A 15975-nucleotide genomic window follows, 5' to 3' on the forward strand; every position below is an offset into this window, starting at 1 on the left:
AATTCATATTTGATTGGGGGTGCATTAGCAGGGATTTCGATAATGACATTGAAATCGTTTGGTAAATCTTTGCCTGCGGCAATTTTGCTGATGTCCATTGGATGATTCCATAGTTTCAATTGAGAACGGCGGCAATTATAAGGCTTGCGGCGGCGGCATGCACCATTGCTTGTAGGTATTTTGCTCCATATATAATAAGCACTCCTTACACAGCAATGAACACTTGGGCGGTATACACTACGCAGCAATCCTTTATGATTTGTCAGCCATGAAACCACACTATCTTTCTCCCTTGTTTGACCCCTGCTCGGTGGCGGTGATTGGTGCATCTGAAACGCCAGGTGCAGTGGGCCGCACGGTGTTTGCTAATTTGCTCGATGCAGGCTATTCGGGGAAGTTATTTCCCGTTAATTTGCATCATGATCAGGTGCAGGGTATCGCGGCATTTAAATCACTCGCCAAGGTGCCGATGGTGGTGGATTTGGTGATTATCGCGACCCCAGCTAAAACCTTGATCGATTTAATTGAGGAGTGTGGCAAAAAAGGCGTTAAAGCTGTGGTGATTATGTCTTGCGATTTTGTGGGGACAAAGAGCCAGACTTTACTGAATAAAATTATGGAGAGGGCACGGCATTACGGCATTCGGATAATGGGGCCAACGGTATTTGGCCTCTGCCGCGTGAGCTCTAAATTTATGGCGGGCAATTATCAGGGCAAGCTTAAAAATGGCAGCATGGCCTTGGTATCGCAATCCTCATCGATAACCTCGGCGATTTTAGATTGGGCCGAATCGCACGATGTGGGTTTTTCTTCTGTGGTGTCTTTAGGCTCGGCGGCAGATGTGGATGTGGGCGAGGTGCTGGATTATCTGGTGGCAGACCCTAAAACTCAGAGCATTTTGCTGTATATCGAAGATTTGCAAGAGGCGCGCACCTTTATGTCGGCAGTGCGGGCTGCGGCGCGCTCTAAGCCGGTGATGGCGCTAAAAGTCGGCCGTTATAACGATGTCTCTGCCGCGCATGGCCGCACTCATTCCGAGCGCTTGATAGGCCGAGATGATGTGTTTGATGCCGCGCTCAAACGCGCCGGTGTGCTGCGCCTACGCTCGATTAATCAGCTGTTTACCGCTGCAAAAGTATTGAATGGCACGTTCAAAACCAAGGGCCGCCGCTTGGCCGTGGTCACCAATGGCATAGGCGCGGGGATGATGGCGGTGGATAGGGCGCGTGATTTACACGTGTTGTTACCCGAGCTGGCCCCTAGCACCGTGGCTTGGCTGGCTAAAAATCTGCCCGCGCAAGCCAGCCGCAATAATCCGGTGGATATCTTAGGGGACGCCTCGCCCGAGCGATTTAAATTGGTGGTTGAAGCCGTACTGGCCGACCCAAATATCGATGGCGTGTTGGTGGTGTTTACTCCGCAAGCAGGCACAGATCATCTGCGCACGGCGGAGGCGATGATTGCGCTGAAAAAAACCAGCGACAAACCGCTGCTGATGGCGTGGATAGGCGGTAAAAAAGTCGATGCCAGCCGCAAGCTGCTGGTTAAGGCAGGATGCGCCAGTTTTTCTGCGCCCGAGCACGCCGTAGAAGTGTTTTATTCCTTGGCAGCGTGGCAGCACAATCAGCAGCTTTTATTGCAAACCCCTGCCCCGCTGGGCGAGTGGGAAGCGCCGGATATGGAAACGGCGCATATGGTGATCGATAAAGTGTTGGCCGATGGCCGTAGTCTGCTGGATGAAATTGAATCAAAAGCGATTTTAAGGGCGTTTCATATCCCCGTCGCCATGACGGTGCGTGCCAATAGTGCCGACGATGCGGTGAATGCCGCCATGGGCATGGGCCTGCCGGTGGTGCTGAAAATAGATGCTATCGATGTGATGCACAAAACCGATATTGATGGCGTAGTGCTCAATTTAAACAGCCTGATTGGCGTGGCCAGTGAAGCTAATAAAATGCTCAGCCGTGCCCACGATAAGCTGGGCGTTGAGCGTGTGCGCGGTCTGACGGTGCAACCTATGCACGGTAAAAAATACGCCCGTGAGCTGATGGTGGGGGTTGTCAACGATTCGGCCTTTGGCCCGGTGATTAGCTTTGGTGCGGGTGGGATTGCGGTAGAAGTATTTAACGATATTGCCGTATCACTGCCGCCCTTAAATGATTATCTGGCAGACCATTTGATCCGCCGCACGCGGATTAAAAAAATGCTCGCCCCTTTCAGAAACCAGCCTGCAGTGAATATCGAGGCAGTTAAAAATGTGTTGTTACGCGTTTCTGAAATGGTCTGCGAATTACCACAGATTCAGCAGCTGGATATTAACCCGCTGATCAGCGATGAAAACGGCGTGATTGCGGTGGATGCCAGTATTATTGTGGCGGCGGTGAGCCCCAAAGCCCGCCGCTACGCGCATATGGCCATTCATCCCTATCCATCGCATCTGATGCAGCTCACTCAGCTCAAAACCGGCATGCCGATGATCTTGCGCCCGATTCGGCCAGAAGACGCCGAGTTGCTGATTCAGTTTGTCAGCCGCCTATCGGATGAGACGCGCTACAACCGCTATATGAGCGTGCTTAAATCCCTGCCGCAAAGCCTGCTGGCGCGCTTTACTCATCTTGATTACGCACGGGAAATGGCCATTGCCGCCACGGTGCAGGCAGGCCAGGGCGAGCAAATTATCGGCGTAGCCCGTTATACTGCCAACCCCGATAAAGACAGCTGCGAATTTGCCGTGGTGATCGACGATGCATGGCAAGGCAAAGGCCTTGGCAACCGCCTAATGGAAGCCCTCTTCACTGCGGCCCGTGATATGGGTTTATCCATCATTGAGGGCGAAGTGCTCACCAGCAATAAAACCATGCTGGCTTTTATGAAACACCTTGGCTTCACGATTCAAACTCATCCAGAAGACAGTGGGCTGAAGTGGGTGGTGAAGGAGTTGTGAGGCGTTTATGCTTTTGTAGGGAGGGTGAAACCCGCCGGATTTACACATAGCATTGGCAGGTTTCACGCCAAGTGCACTAAGCAAAGTCTAAAAGACCTTTTTAGTGCCTTCGGCACGTTGATTTTGGAGCGGTTGGCCACCGCGGGGGCCTTCCTTTCTTGAACGGCCAAGAAACGAAGCCAAAGAAGGCCGCCCCGACCAGCGCGAAACCCCTCTCTGCGGACAATCGAGCGGCAGCTGCGGAACTCGCTTCGCTCAAACAGGCATCAAAGAAACCCCGCCCGCTTGTTCCTCGCTTCGGCGCGCTTCAAGGGGACTTTAAAAAGCCCCGTGCAAAGAGCGTGGTCAATGCGTTTTTCTCTGTTTGCTAATGAAAAAACAATTTGGTTAGCGCACATGGGGTTTCACCCGCCCTACATATTCCAAAACCAAGCCCAGCACTCAAGAAATCCATCTACACAGAGTTCATTGAGCAAGAGACATAATCAGAGGTGGGGCTTTAGCTGCCATGAAGCGGCAAGCGCTGTTGACCTAACTAAAGGGAGCCTCGAAAAACCCATCTGATCTCACAATACTGCGTTGCATATTAAAAAAAATCTTCTGACATATCAAACATATGCAGCGTCTATTTTTTAATACGCGGCTTGTCTTATTTAGGAATATAGGTTTTTTCGAGGCACCCTAAAGCTTAGCTTGCGCGATTAAGCAGGCAATGGCGCAGGAAGCTAATTTGGTCCTGTCGTTATCGGCACGGCTGGTGAGTACAATCGGCACGCGTGCACCAAGCACGATTCCTGCAGCATCAGCATTGCTCATAAAGGTGAGCTGCTTGGCAAGAATATTGCCCGCTTCTAAATCAGGCACTAACAAGATATCGGCGTCGCCCGCCACGGGCGAGTTAATCTGCTTGATGCGGGCCGATTCATAGCTAATGGCATTATCCAGTGCTAATGGGCCATCCAGAATGCCGCCGGTGATTTGGCCTCGGTCAGCCATTTTGCATAGGCTGGCGGCTTCTAGGGTGGATAGAATTTTGGGATTGATGGTTTCAACCGCCGATAAAATCGCCACTTTGGGTTGAGCAATGCCAAGAATATGCGCCAAGTCGATGGCGTTTTGGCAGATATCGGCTTTATCTAGCAGCTCGGGATAGATATTAATGGCCGCATCGGTGACCAGTAGCGGCTTGTGGTAGGTGGGCACATCCATAATAAATACATGGCTGATACGCCGCTCGGTGCGCAGGCTGCTTTTAACCACGGCGCTCATCAGCTCGTCGGTATGTAAACTGCCCTTCATTAAAATGGCGGCTTCACCGCTGGTAACTAGTTCTACGGCACGGCTGGCTGCGGCGTGGCTATGTGGTGTGTCTTCTAGCCTAAATGCACTGATATCTAACTGATATTGCGCGGCCACGGCCTGAATTTTAGCGGCTGGGCCAACTAAAATTGGCTGCATTAAATGATGTGAGGCCACTGCAATGGCGGCTTTAAGCGACGATTCATCGCATGGATGTGCAATGGCTACGCTAAAGCAGGGCAGATCATTGCAGCGCTCAAGCAGCGCTTCAAAAGCATGATGAGTTTGCACGCTGACGAGGCCTGCATCGGGGCGGGTTAAGGTGATTTTTTCGCTAGGGGCAATCACCTTGGCAATGCCGGTCATAATGGTTTGGCCGTGCTGGTTACGGCATAGGCAATCAAAACTAATCAGATGGCTTTCTGGGTATTTTTCGCGCACGGTGACGCTGATTTCTAGCGTATCCCCCAAAATAGCTGCCGCATGAAATTGCAGATTTTGCCCAGAGTAAACCGTGCCAGGGCCAGGGAGTTGGCTGCCTAAAATGCCGGAAATCTGAGCACCCAGCCACATTCCCGGTGCGGTAGCTCCACTAAACCCTGCATGATTGGCAAAGGCGGCTTCTAAATGGGTGGGGTTAAAATCGCCAGCAACGGTGGCAAAAAGCTGGATATCACGCATGGATAGGGTGTGCTGAACCCCAGCGTAATCACCGATATCTATTTCATCAAAACAGCGATTTTGTAAGGTGATTGCGCTCATGCATCCCCCGTTTTAGGTGCTTTAGCGGCAGGCTTAGCACGGCTGGCTTTAATTCCTAATAGCTCTTTGGCTTTAATGGCCAGTGGCGAGCTAGGGTCTTCTAGCTCAGGCGTGAGCATGGTGACTTTAGTAACGATCTCTACCGCACGTTTACGCTCCGCCAGATTTTTTAATAGCTGAGGCAAACTTGCCATCGCCCGCTCAGCATCTAGGCTAATCAGTAGCGTTTGCGTATCAACGGCTTTGCGCCACTCAATAGGGTCTATTTCTGGCAGTTGGGTTTGATCGGCGATTAAGAATGAGCGGCGCTCTATGCCGCCGCTGTGATGCATCGCCAAGATAAACAGTCGTGCTAGGCCCTCAGTAAAACCACCTGCTTCAAACTCTGGTTCGGCCTCTGTTTTTAGAATATCTAAGCGCTGTTCGGCTTGTTTGCGCACGGCTTCTTCAAGCGGCGCTGCAGGAGGGAAAATCGCACCCAAACCCCAAGCGCCATAAAGTGTTTTTACATAGCTACTGCTGGCAGCATTGCGTAAATCACGGTAGCTATTGAGTGAGGCCATGATCATTTCGGAGGCTTGCTGCTCTAAGCCACGGAAAAAATTATCTTCACTGACCACTTGCCGTGCTTGGCGAACTTGCTCGGCTTGATTGGCAATCCCCGCCATTAAAGGGTTAAAGTCCGAATAGGCGTAGTTTTTTATGGCGCTTGGGCTGAGTTTGCGTGACCATGCGCCCATTTCAGGCGTAATCACCGCCTGTAAAACTGGGCGTAGGGTATTTTTATAAATCGTTTCGTTAATTTCAGAAACCTGCGCAACGGTGCTAAAAACCGCCTCATCGCTACGTGTGTCTGGGTCAACTAAACGAAGCTGCTCAATGGTGCGTGTCTCAAAGCTTACGGTGTAATCGCCTTGCTCTAGCTCGGCATAGGCTAAATCTGCAGTTTTGGCATCGATCACCATCTCATATAAGCCTGGCGGTAGGGATTCCACCATTTCCATTACATTAACCAGCTCGGCATGCTGCTTGCGCGCCACTTTGCCCCCTACAAAAATCCCCAGATGACCGACGTCTTTATGCAACAAATAAACAATGATCTGGCCTTCTTCCACGATGGCGCTTTCATGCCCATAGAGGTCGATAATCCAATTTAAAGCTTGCGCAGGCGGGGTGATATCGTCGCCCCAAGAAGCAAAGACAATAATCGGGGAGGTGATTTTATGTAAATCGATCTTATCGCCATCGGCGGTCTGGATCTGCCCGCTAGCGAGCTTATTGCCAATAAATAATTGATTAACGATGGCTTCAATTTCTTCGCCCGTCATGCGGAAATGCCCACCCCACCAGCGCTCAAACTCTAAGTAACGCGGGGCTTCGGTATCGATATTGGAATACAGATGATAAGGTTTGCCCCAGTGTGTATTGGCGGGGTTGAGATTTTCAAAGTTTTTAACTAAGTGAGCACCATCAAACACACCACCGCCTAAATCGGCACTGAGTGCTGCCGTCCATGAGCCGCCATTTACACCGCCAGCGTAGCGCATTGGGTTTTGTTCATCGGAGCCTGCCCAGTAAGAAAGCGGCGCACCATTAAGTACAATCGGCCCCATGATTTCTGGCCTTAAGGCGGCTAAACCCGCCACTGCCCAGCCCGCTTGGCAATTACCAATCACGCAAGGCTTGCTGGCCTTAGGGTGGCGTTTGGCTACTTCTTCAATAAACAGCGCTTCGGCTTGCATCACGTCTTGCAGGCGTTGGCCAGGAACGGGGTCAGGGTAAAACCCAACAAAATAAACCGGATGCCCAGCACGTAAAGCCACGCCAACTTGTGAATCCGCCTTAAACCCACCAATACCCGCGCCGTGGCCAGCGCGTGGGTCGATAATCACATAAGGGCGTTTGCTACTGTCGGTGTTGATCCCCGCAGAAGGCAATACGCGCAGTAGCATATAGTTGCAAGGCACGCTTAGGCTGCGAGCATCAATTAAGAGCTCGTAATCAAAGGCCAGTAGCGGTGGTTTGCCTTGCTGGGCATGCTCGATTGCAATATTGCTGCGCTCACGCATCACATCAAGAAATAGCGTTGAGCGCTGAGTGGTGTCTATCCAGTATTCCCAAGCGTGATCTAAAAGGGCTAGGGGAGAGATTAAGCTGGTTTGGGTCATTGCACCACTCGTTGTGTTTGGGTTTATAAGCTGGTAATAAAGTAAGCAGAAAAAGTTTTCTAACATTGTGCTGGGGACAGCTTAGAAAATTTTTTCGTCGCTACTTATAAAATTTTTGTAAGTTTTTAACTGGATAAAATGCATATATTTGCAAAGATATAGTAATTAAGTATAAATGTGCTGACAAGCTAAACGGTTAATATGACACGGATATGTATGCAATTGATTAAACCATCCAGCCCGCTTAGATAGCGTTATGCCAATGCTCTAATTTGGCCAGGTGTAAGAATGCCCGTGCAGAGGGTGAGTCATCAATGATATAAAGCGTTAATTAGCATTAAATATAATAATGTATTGGTTAATAGCTAAATTAAAAACGTTTTGCGGCTGAGTGGAGTAGTTTATGTCAGGTTTTATGCCCGTCATTGAATCATTATTAGATACTGACCTGTATAAATTCACCATGATGCAGGAAATACTGCACCATCAGCCTGAAACGCAGGCGGCTTATGCATTTAAGTGCCGCAATACCCCTGAGCGGCCTTTGGCGGCATTGCAAACCGAGTTAGAAGCTCAGTTAGACCACCTCTGCTCTTTGCGCTTTAGCGAAACAGAGCTGGCCTATTTAGCTAAGTTAAGATTTATTAAATCTGATTTTGTTGATTTTTTACGTTTATTTCAATTACAGCGGCGTTTTATTAGTATTACAGCACAGGGTGAGGATTTAGATATCCGCGTTACTGGGCCAATGTTGTATTGTATGTTATTTGAAATTTATGTCTTATCGATTGTGAATGAGTTGTATTTTAGGCAAGTACCTCAAGCCCCAGCGCTTGCTATTGGCCGCGAGCGTCTGCAAGCTAAATTAAAAGAATTAAATGCCTTATCACAGCCAGCTATGCCCGCTAATCCCTTTGTATTTTTTGATTTTGGCACACGGCGACGTTTTTCTAGGGTGTGGCATGCAGAAATGGTCGGTATATTAGTAAAGCAGGCCGCTCCTTATTTTCGAGGTACTAGTAATGTATTGCTGGCTATGCAATATGGTGTGACGCCTATTGGCACGATGGCGCATGAATATATGCAAGCATTTCAGTGCTTTGGATCGCGGCTGCGTGATTTTCAAACTAATGCACTAGAGCACTGGGTGCGCGAATACCGTGGCGACCTAGGTATTGCCCTAACCGATGTGGTGGGCACCGATGCATTCTTACGTGATTTTGATCTGTATTTCTGCAAACTTTTTGATGGATTGCGCCATGATTCGGGCGATCCTTATGAGTGGGGCGAGAAAATAATCGCCCATTATATTAAAATGAATATTGATTATGGCACCAAACAATTGGTGTTTAGCGACGGCTTAACGCTAGAAAAATCGATTGCACTTTATCGTCATTTTGCGCCCAGAACCCGTACTGGCTTTGGCATTGGCACCCATTTATCTAATGATTGCGGCCAAGTGCCACTGCAAATTGTAATGAAGTTAGTGTCTTGCAATGGGCAACCTGTGGCAAAAGTGAGTGATACCGAGGGTAAAGGGATGTGTGAGGATGAAAATTTTTTGAATTATCTCTGTGATGTTTTTAAAATTACCCATCGCTAACCGTGCTTTTTAGCCTATTCAAAAGATCGCTTAGGCAATTAATACATCTCCTTTCTTATAAAACATAGTGCTAAGATAGTAGGCTTGAATATGCTAGACAGGTCACTCTGCAGTTTGCAGATCATTTATGCTTTTTGAAACTAATCGCTCATATTTGGCGTCTTTGCCGCGTTTTGCACAAGATCCAGCCCATTTCCAAACCTTACTAAACACCGGGGACTTTCGCGAAAAGGTACTCGATTTAATTGGTAAGGCACAAACGCGTATTTATATTACCGCGCTGTATTTGCAAGAGGACGAGGCAGGGGCGCAAATTTTAGCGGCGCTATACGCTGCCCGTGCTAGTAAACCCGATTTAGATATCCGTGTCTTTGTAGATTGGCATCGCGCTCAGCGCGGCTTAATTGGTGCTGGGGCGCAGGCGGGTAATGCGGCTTGGTATCAAAAAGAGCGCTTAAATCATGAGCTAAATGTGCCTATTTATGGCGTGCCTGCACAAACGCGCGAGCTATTTGGTGTGCTGCATTTAAAAGGCTTTATTTTTGACGATACCGTGGTTTATAGCGGTGCCAGTTTAAATAATGTGTATTTACATGTTGGCGATCGCTATCGATATGATCGTTACCATATTATTAAAAATGCGGCTTTAGCTGATAGTATGGTTAATTTCTTACAGAGCGAATTCTTAAATAGCAGCGCTGTTTATCGCTTAGATTTAGATACGATTCCTAGCACTAAACAAATTAGCCCAGAGATTCGTCAATTTCGCCAGCGGCTTAAATCAGCCCATTACGCAACACACCATGCGCAAGACGAAGCGACAGGCTTGGGTATTACCCCTGTGGTGGGGGTTGGTAAGCGTAATCCATTAAATCGGCTGATTATTAAGTTATTAGGCTCGGCACAAACGCACGTACAAATCTGCACGCCTTACTTTAATTTACCTAGAATGGTGATTAAAGAAATTAATCGCCTGCTGCAAAGAGGTGTGAAGGTGGATATTATTGTTGGCGAGAAAAAAGCCAATGATTTTTATATTCCTGAAGACGAGCCATTTAAAACCATTGGTGCATTGCCTTATTTGTACGAAACGCACTTACGCCGTTTTGCTAAGCTGCATCAATTAGATATTTATCGTGGCCAGCTTAATTTAATGCTCTGGAATGATCCTGGGCATAGTTATCATCTAAAGGGTATTTGGATTGATGATGATTATATTTTGCTAACGGGTAATAATCTAAACCCACGCGCGTTTAGCCTAGACTTGGAAAATGGATTGTTGATCCATGATCCAAAGCACGAGCTAAAAGCGCAGTTGCAAACAGAAAAAGATATGATTGCTAAAAACACCAAGCGTATTAATTATTACCGCGAGCTGGAAACCTTATTGGATTACCCTCCGCCGGTTAAAAAACTATTAACTAGATTGTCGCGTTTTAGAGCCGATCGATTAGTCTCTAGATTGCTTTGATTTTGAGTAGTAATAAAAAACCACGGCCTATAACCGTGGTTTTTTATTGCCCAGATTATTTTATTTCCAAATCACCAAGCAATGATTTTTCTTACCACGGCGCAGCAGGGTGTAGCTGCCATAGCGGCGGTCGGCCTCACTTAGGCTATAAGCTACGTCGCTTATTTTTGCGCCATTGATAATCACCGCGCCGCTTTCAATAAAGCCGCGTGCTTGGCTTTTGGATGTTGCTAATTCGCCTGCAACCAGTGCATCCAGTAAGCCTGGCTGATCTTTACTGATCTCAACGTGTGGCAGGCCATCAAGCGCCAGTTGTTCAAAATCGTCTTCAGTCAGCGAGTTTTGATCCTCTGAGAACAAGCTTTGGCTGATGCGTTGTGCCGCAATTACAGCATCTGCGCCGTGTACTAACGCGGTCACTTGCTCGGCTAAGATACGCTGGCCTTCTGGCTTGCCCGCAGCGGCAATATCCGCCGCTTCAATGGCATCGATCTCGCTATTCTTTAGGAAGGTAAAGTAGCGTAAGAATTTATACACATCCGCATCGGCAGTGGTCAGCCAGAATTGGTAAAACTTATAAGGCGAGGTTTTTTTTGCATCTAGCCAGATGGTGCCGCTTTCGGTTTTACCGAATTTAGTGCCGTCAGATTTGGTTACCAGTGGCATGGTCAAGCCAAAAACTTGCTGCTGATTCATGCGGCGGGTTAGGTCGGTACCGGCGGTGATATTACCCCACTGATCAGAGCCGCCAATTTGCAGCTCGCAGCCGTATTGCTTATTTAGCTCTACAAAATCGTAGCCTTGCAGCAGGCTGTAGGTGAATTCGGTAAACGAGATACCAGAGTCGTCGCGGTTAATTCGCTGTTGCACCGCTTCTTTTTTGATCATGGCATTCACTGAGAAATGCTTGCCAATATCGCGCAGGAAAGTCAGCACATCCATCTTGCCGAACCAATCGTGGTTATTGGCCATAATGGCGGCATTGCTGCCTTCAAAGCTTAAGAAAGGCTCAACTTGCTTGCGAATTTTGCCTACCCAGCTATCGATAATATCGAGGGTATTGAGTTTGCGCTCGGTGGCTTTAAAGCTTGGATCACCAATCATGCCGGTGGCTCCACCCACCAAGGCAATTGGCTTGTGGCCTGCTTCTTGGAAGCGTTTGAGTACCAAAATAGGCACTAAGCTGCCGATATGTAAGCTATCTGCCGTCGGATCAAAGCCGCAATAGAGAGTAATGGATTTCTCAGCCAGCCGTTTTTCTAGCGCATCGCCATCGGTAAGCTGGGCAATCAGGCCACGCGCTTGTAAATCACTGATTAAATTCATTTCACTCTTGCTCCGGTTTATTTGGATCTGATATCGATTTTTAAACCCAAATCTTGAACCACGGAGTAAAGGAGAACACGGAGGAAATTTAAGGCAAACAATCAATGTATAAAGACTAAGCAAACTTAGCGACACATTGCTATTTTCTTGGTGAATGTCATTCAAATGGTTTTCTCCGTGGAACTCCGTGTTCTCCGTGTTTCAAGACTTGGGTTTTAATAATTACAGCGTTTCTTTTAGCGCCAAAGCCTGCTCTAAAGCGGCATCTACATTGCTGGCTAGCACATTGTAATGGCCCATTTTGCGGCCTGCACGGGCTTCTTTTTTACCGTAGAGGTGCAGCTTGGTATTCGGTGCGGTGAGCATGATTTCCCACTGTGGCTCGCTGCCATCGCTATGCCAAACATCGCCCAGCAGATTTACCATGACCACTGGTGTGTGCAAATCAGGCTTGCCTGGGTAAAGGCCACACATGGTGCGTACTTGTTGCTCAAATTGGCTGCTAAAAGTAGCGTCTAGCGTGTAATGGCCACTATTGTGCGGGCGCGGTGCCATTTCGTTAATGACCAGAGAATCGTCTTCTAGCACAAAAAACTCGACGGCAATCACGCCGATATAATCGAGCTTTTCGGCAAGCGTGATCGCCATAGCACGGGCGCGCTCGGTGATTTCTGGGCTGATGCGGGCCGGAACAATCGAGATATCCAAAATACCATCGGTATGGATATTTTCTGCAGGCGGAAAACAGGCGATTTCATTGGCGGCACTGCGAGCCACAATCACCGATACTTCGGCCTTAAGTGGTAGCATTTTTTCTAGCACACAAGGCTGATGTTTCAGCTCTGATAAGGCGTAGCGAGCTTCTTCTAGGTTTTTGATCCGCACTTGGCCCTTGCCGTCGTAGCCATTACGGGCCGTTTTTAAAATGCCTGGCAGGTAGGGGCTAAGGTCTTGTTCTAGATCGCCGGAGTTTTTAATCACTAGAAACGGCGCAGTGGCAAGGCCCGCATCACGGATAAAGTTTTTCTCGCAAGTGCGGTCTTGGGCAATGGCGACCGAATCACCCGAAGGGCTTACTTTTACGCCCTGCGTGGCTAGCCAGCGCATGCTATCGGCGTTGACGTTTTCAAACTCGGTGGTAACCGCTGCGCATTGCTTGGCTAGCGCCGCCAGTGCTTCTGGATCGGTATAGGGCTTGCACAGATGAACATCAGCAATCTCGGCTGCTGGAGCGGCAGGATCGGGATCAAGCACGGTTACGCTATAGCCCATGGTTTTGGCTGCCATGGCAAACATGCGGCCTAGTTGGCCTCCACCCAAGATGCCTAACATGGCGGGTGGGAGAATCGGCTTAACGGCCATTTTTAAATCCTTTCTTGTGCCAATTCCAGCAGAGATTGGCGGCTAATTAGGGCACGGCATGCCGTGCCCCTACAAAATCAATCATTATCTTGACGTCGTTTTACGCCCTGCAATAGGGCAACGCCCCACAGGCCCCAGCCAAAGACCGCGCCTAAAATAAGGGCTATTGGTAGGATTTGCATCATGGCAATGAGATATGGTTTTCTTTCAAAAAAGCTGATTGCCAAAGAAAAAAGCAGGCCAAAGGGCAGCCCCCAGCAGAAGGCTCCTCGGTAAAAAACGCTGAATAAAAAGCCTTTTTCTTCTAGCTCTGTCAGCAGCTCTTTGGCAGACTTCATTCGACTTCGGGTAGTTCCATCGCCAGCACGGTTTCTTTTTGCTCGGTCCGGAATGCAATCAGCTTAGCCGCTAGCTCAGGCAAGGCATTGGCAAGTAGCGAGATAGCAAAAAGAGCGGCATTCGCAGCACCCGCTTCACCAATCGCAAAAGTGGCAACCGGAATGCCTTTAGGCATTTGTACGATGGAGAGCAAGGAGTCTTCACCGCGTAGATATTTAGAAGGAACGGGCACGCCCAATACCGGAATGGTGGTTTTAGCCGCAATCATGCCTGGCAGATGGGCTGCACCGCCTGCGCCTGCAATAATGCATTGCAAGCCGCGGGTAGCGGCAGTTTCGGCGTATTCAAACAAGAGATCAGGGGTGCGATGCGCAGAAACAACGCGGCATTCAAATGCCACGCCAAAGGCTTTTAGTTGCTTAGCGGCATGCTGCATGACTTCCCAGTCACTATTGCTACCCATTACAACGCCGACTTGAATCATGGGTTTCCCCCGAGTAAAGAATGAATGTTACCGAAAAAATAGCAATTAGGGAGAGTTTCGATTGCTTTCGAGTTTTCTTAGCGCAGTTTGCATGAAGTCAAAGCCGTTATTTTAAGTAAATGAGCTGTATTTTTACCAAGCATTAGCAAATACTAATAAATAAATTGACGTGTCATATGCACTAGGGCATTCTGCGTTCCGCGGTGCATGTGCCGCGTAATTCGCAATTACATTTGATACGCTGAGAGGCTTGCCTCTCAGCGTTTTTTTTACCTACACGTCTGTTAACCGTTGGCAAATTGCGCGGCATGCATACGGCTATACATGCCATTTTTAGCCATCAGCGCGTGGTGATTGCCGCTCTCAACGATTTTGCCCTGCTGCATCACCACGATTCGGCTGGCGTTTTCGATGGTAGATAGGCGGTGGGCAATCACGAGGGTGGTACGGCCTTGCATTAGGTTTTCTAGCGCGTCTTGTACCTTGCGCTCGGATTCGGTATCTAGTGCGCTGGTGGCCTCATCCAAGATCAAAATCGGTGCGTCTTTATAAATAGCACGGGCAATCGCAAGGCGTTGGCGTTGGCCGCCAGATAAACGCATGCCGTTCTCACCTAATAGGGTATTGAGGCCATCTGGCATGGCATCGATAAATTCTAGTGCGTGGGCTGCCTGTGCCGCCTGACGAACCCGCTCCAAATCAATCTCATTACCGTAAGCAATATTCGCCGTTACCGTGTCATTAAAAAGAATCACATCTTGCGAAACAAGGGCAATTTGCTGACGCAGATTAGCCAGCTGGTAATCCGCTAATGGCTGCTCATCGATCAAGATTTGCCCGCTGCTGACATCATAAAAGCGTGGCAGCAGATTGGCTAAGGTGGTTTTGCCGCTGCCGGAGCTACCGACTAGGGCAATGGTTTCGCCAGGTTTAATGTCTAAATAAATGCCATCTAGTGCGGGCTTACCCTCGTCGCCATAGGTAAAGTGGATGTCTTGTAGCGTAATCGCACCCTGCACCCGTGGGCTTTGTAGCTGGCCCTGATTGGCTTCGATAGGCTCGTCTAAGATGGCAAATACCGATTCAGCTGCGGCTAAGCCTTTATGCAGGCTTTCGTTAATTTTGGTCAGATTTTTGATGGGTTGTTGCAACATCATCATTAGCACCATAAAGGCTACAAATGATCCCGCTGTCAGCTCGCCACTTTGTGCTCGCAAGCTGGCAAAATAAACAATCACGGCCAAAGTGACACCGATCAAAAACATGATCAGTCCAGAATTGGTGCTGGATGTGATGGCTTGCTTTACGCTCAACTGCCTCACATGATTATTGGTGTTGCCGAAACGATTTGTCTCATAAGAAAAACCACCAAAGATCTTAATGATGCGCTGGCCCGATAAGCTCTCATCTAAGATTTGCGTCATCTGCCCCATGGCGGCCTGCGTTTCACGCGAAAGCCTGCGTTGGCGCTTACCTACCACGCTAATGCTAATCGCTACGCCAGGCAGCAATATCAGGCAGAGTAAGGTGAGCTGCCAGTCGAGATACAGCATATATACAATAAGAAATACGAGTAAAAGCGAGTCTTTAACTAAGACGGTGAGCACTTTAGTGCCTGCTTCCATGATCTGGTTAACATCGTAAGTGACCCGTGATAGCAGTACACCTACCGAGTTTTGATCATAAAACTTAACAGGCAGCGTAAGCATGCGGCTGAACATTCTGCTGCGCAAATTGTGCATAACCCGTGATGAAATCCAGACGCTGGTGTAGTCATTGCCAAAGTTTGAAACCAGCCGCAGCATGGCTAAACCTAGAATTTGCGCGGGTAATATCCACGCTTGGCTTCTGGCAAGGGCCTCTGCGGCTGCGTTTGATTTGAGATTTTTATCAACGAGGGGTTGTAGCAATCCACCCAAGGCCACATCCACCGCTGCAGCAACAGCGAGGCAAATAATGGAAATGGCGACCATTTTCCAGTAAGGGCGAATTTCGCTCAGGATGCGCTTATAAAGAGCTCGATTATTCATCGCTGACATCGGCGTACCTTGGTTTGGGTTTTACAAGAAAGGGGCGGATTATACGCTTTAGTATGGAACAGCATAGCTACCGACGGTGCTTGCATTTCAGGCGCATTTTTTTGCATTTCAGCTACTTTGTTTGTCACCTTGTCGCAGCGTCATGTCAGTGAAGTTTGGATTTGGTTACATTGATCTT

Annotated in this window: 10 protein-coding genes and 1 pseudogene; 3 read left to right on the plus strand and 8 right to left on the minus strand. The window is 48.5% G+C overall.

Annotation, left to right across the window (positions count from 1 at the left end):
• Positions 1-98 (minus strand): annotated as a pseudogene (locus Q0R17_RS08115) (inorganic pyrophosphatase); the annotation flags it as partial.
• Between the two features lie 170 nt (positions 99-268).
• On the opposite strand from Q0R17_RS08115, the gene Q0R17_RS08120 reads away from it, so the two are divergent.
• Complete coding sequence (locus tag Q0R17_RS08120) at positions 269-2944, plus strand: bifunctional acetate--CoA ligase family protein/GNAT family N-acetyltransferase (protein ID WP_293933821.1); 2676 nt, start codon at positions 269-271, stop codon at positions 2942-2944.
• Positions 2945-3625: 681 nt separating this feature from the next.
• Here Q0R17_RS08120 and Q0R17_RS08125 read toward each other — a convergent pair.
• Together Q0R17_RS08125 and Q0R17_RS08130 are read right to left on the minus strand one after the other, a co-directional pair.
• The gene (locus tag Q0R17_RS08125; protein WP_293933824.1) at positions 3626-5005 is read right to left on the minus strand and encodes a bifunctional enoyl-CoA hydratase/phosphate acetyltransferase; all 1380 of its coding nucleotides are present in this window, start codon (positions 5003-5005) and stop codon (positions 3626-3628) included.
• Positions 5002-7173 carry a DUF3141 domain-containing protein gene (locus Q0R17_RS08130; protein ID WP_293933826.1) on the minus strand — a complete coding sequence of 724 codons (2172 nt, stop codon included), beginning with the start codon at positions 7171-7173 and terminating at the stop codon, positions 5002-5004. Before Q0R17_RS08130 ends, Q0R17_RS08125 begins: the two co-directional genes overlap by 4 nt.
• A 403-nt stretch (positions 7174-7576) precedes the next feature.
• On the opposite strand from Q0R17_RS08130, the gene pncB reads away from it, so the two are divergent.
• Together pncB and pssA are read left to right on the plus strand one after the other, a co-directional pair.
• Complete coding sequence (pncB, locus tag Q0R17_RS08135; RefSeq protein ID WP_293933829.1) at positions 7577-8776, plus strand: nicotinate phosphoribosyltransferase; 1200 nt, start codon at positions 7577-7579, stop codon at positions 8774-8776.
• A 127-nt stretch (positions 8777-8903) separates the two neighbouring features.
• Positions 8904-10247, plus strand: coding sequence for a CDP-diacylglycerol--serine O-phosphatidyltransferase (pssA, locus tag Q0R17_RS08140; RefSeq protein ID WP_293933831.1), 1344 nt, complete (start codon positions 8904-8906; stop codon positions 10245-10247).
• 60 nt (positions 10248-10307) lie between these two features.
• Here the strand turns inward: pssA and tyrS are convergent, their stop codons facing one another.
• The 5 genes from tyrS to msbA all read right to left on the minus strand — a co-directional run bounded on the left by tyrS (position 10308) and on the right by msbA (position 15788).
• Positions 10308-11573, minus strand: coding sequence for a tyrosine--tRNA ligase (gene tyrS, locus Q0R17_RS08145; protein ID WP_293933832.1), 1266 nt, complete (start codon positions 11571-11573; stop codon positions 10308-10310).
• Positions 11574-11795: 222 nt separating this feature from the next.
• Positions 11796-12935, minus strand: coding sequence for a 5-(carboxyamino)imidazole ribonucleotide synthase (locus Q0R17_RS08150; RefSeq protein WP_293933834.1), 1140 nt, complete (start codon positions 12933-12935; stop codon positions 11796-11798).
• 77 nt (positions 12936-13012) lie between these two features.
• Positions 13013-13273: a hypothetical protein gene (locus tag Q0R17_RS08155; protein WP_293933836.1), complete on the minus strand. Its 261-nt coding sequence runs from the start codon at positions 13271-13273 to the stop codon at positions 13013-13015.
• Positions 13270-13758 (minus strand): 5-(carboxyamino)imidazole ribonucleotide mutase, encoded by a 489-nt coding sequence (gene purE, locus Q0R17_RS08160; RefSeq protein ID WP_293933838.1) that lies wholly within the window; start codon positions 13756-13758, stop codon positions 13270-13272. Before purE ends, Q0R17_RS08155 begins: the two co-directional genes overlap by 4 nt.
• Before the next feature lie 284 nt (positions 13759-14042).
• Positions 14043-15788, minus strand: coding sequence for a lipid A export permease/ATP-binding protein MsbA (gene msbA / locus Q0R17_RS08165; RefSeq protein ID WP_293933840.1), 1746 nt, complete (start codon positions 15786-15788; stop codon positions 14043-14045).
• Between the last annotated feature and the right edge of the window lie 187 nt (positions 15789-15975).

The organism is Iodobacter sp. (assembly GCF_025352645.1).
Lineage (GTDB): Bacteria > Pseudomonadota > Gammaproteobacteria > Burkholderiales > Chitinibacteraceae > Iodobacter.

What these genes read in the sequence shown, in the direction of transcription:
- Q0R17_RS08120 (WP_293933821.1), top strand. Translation starts at nt 269, where the DNA reads ATGAAACCACACTATCTTTCTCCCTTGTTTGACCCCTGCTCGGTGGCG.
- Q0R17_RS08125 (WP_293933824.1), bottom strand. Translation starts at nt 5,005, where the DNA reads ATGAGCGCAATCACCTTACAAAATCGCTGTTTTGATGAAATAGATATC.
- Q0R17_RS08130 (WP_293933826.1), bottom strand. Translation starts at nt 7,173, where the DNA reads ATGACCCAAACCAGCTTAATCTCTCCCCTAGCCCTTTTAGATCACGCT.
- pncB (WP_293933829.1), top strand. Translation starts at nt 7,577, where the DNA reads ATGTCAGGTTTTATGCCCGTCATTGAATCATTATTAGATACTGACCTG.
- pssA (WP_293933831.1), top strand. Translation starts at nt 8,904, where the DNA reads ATGCTTTTTGAAACTAATCGCTCATATTTGGCGTCTTTGCCGCGTTTT.
- tyrS (WP_293933832.1), bottom strand. Translation starts at nt 11,573, where the DNA reads ATGAATTTAATCAGTGATTTACAAGCGCGTGGCCTGATTGCCCAGCTT.
- Q0R17_RS08150 (WP_293933834.1), bottom strand. Translation starts at nt 12,935, where the DNA reads ATGGCCGTTAAGCCGATTCTCCCACCCGCCATGTTAGGCATCTTGGGT.
- Q0R17_RS08155 (WP_293933836.1), bottom strand. Translation starts at nt 13,273, where the DNA reads ATGAAGTCTGCCAAAGAGCTGCTGACAGAGCTAGAAGAAAAAGGCTTT.
- purE (WP_293933838.1), bottom strand. Translation starts at nt 13,758, where the DNA reads ATGATTCAAGTCGGCGTTGTAATGGGTAGCAATAGTGACTGGGAAGTC.
- msbA (WP_293933840.1), bottom strand. Translation starts at nt 15,788, where the DNA reads ATGAATAATCGAGCTCTTTATAAGCGCATCCTGAGCGAAATTCGCCCT.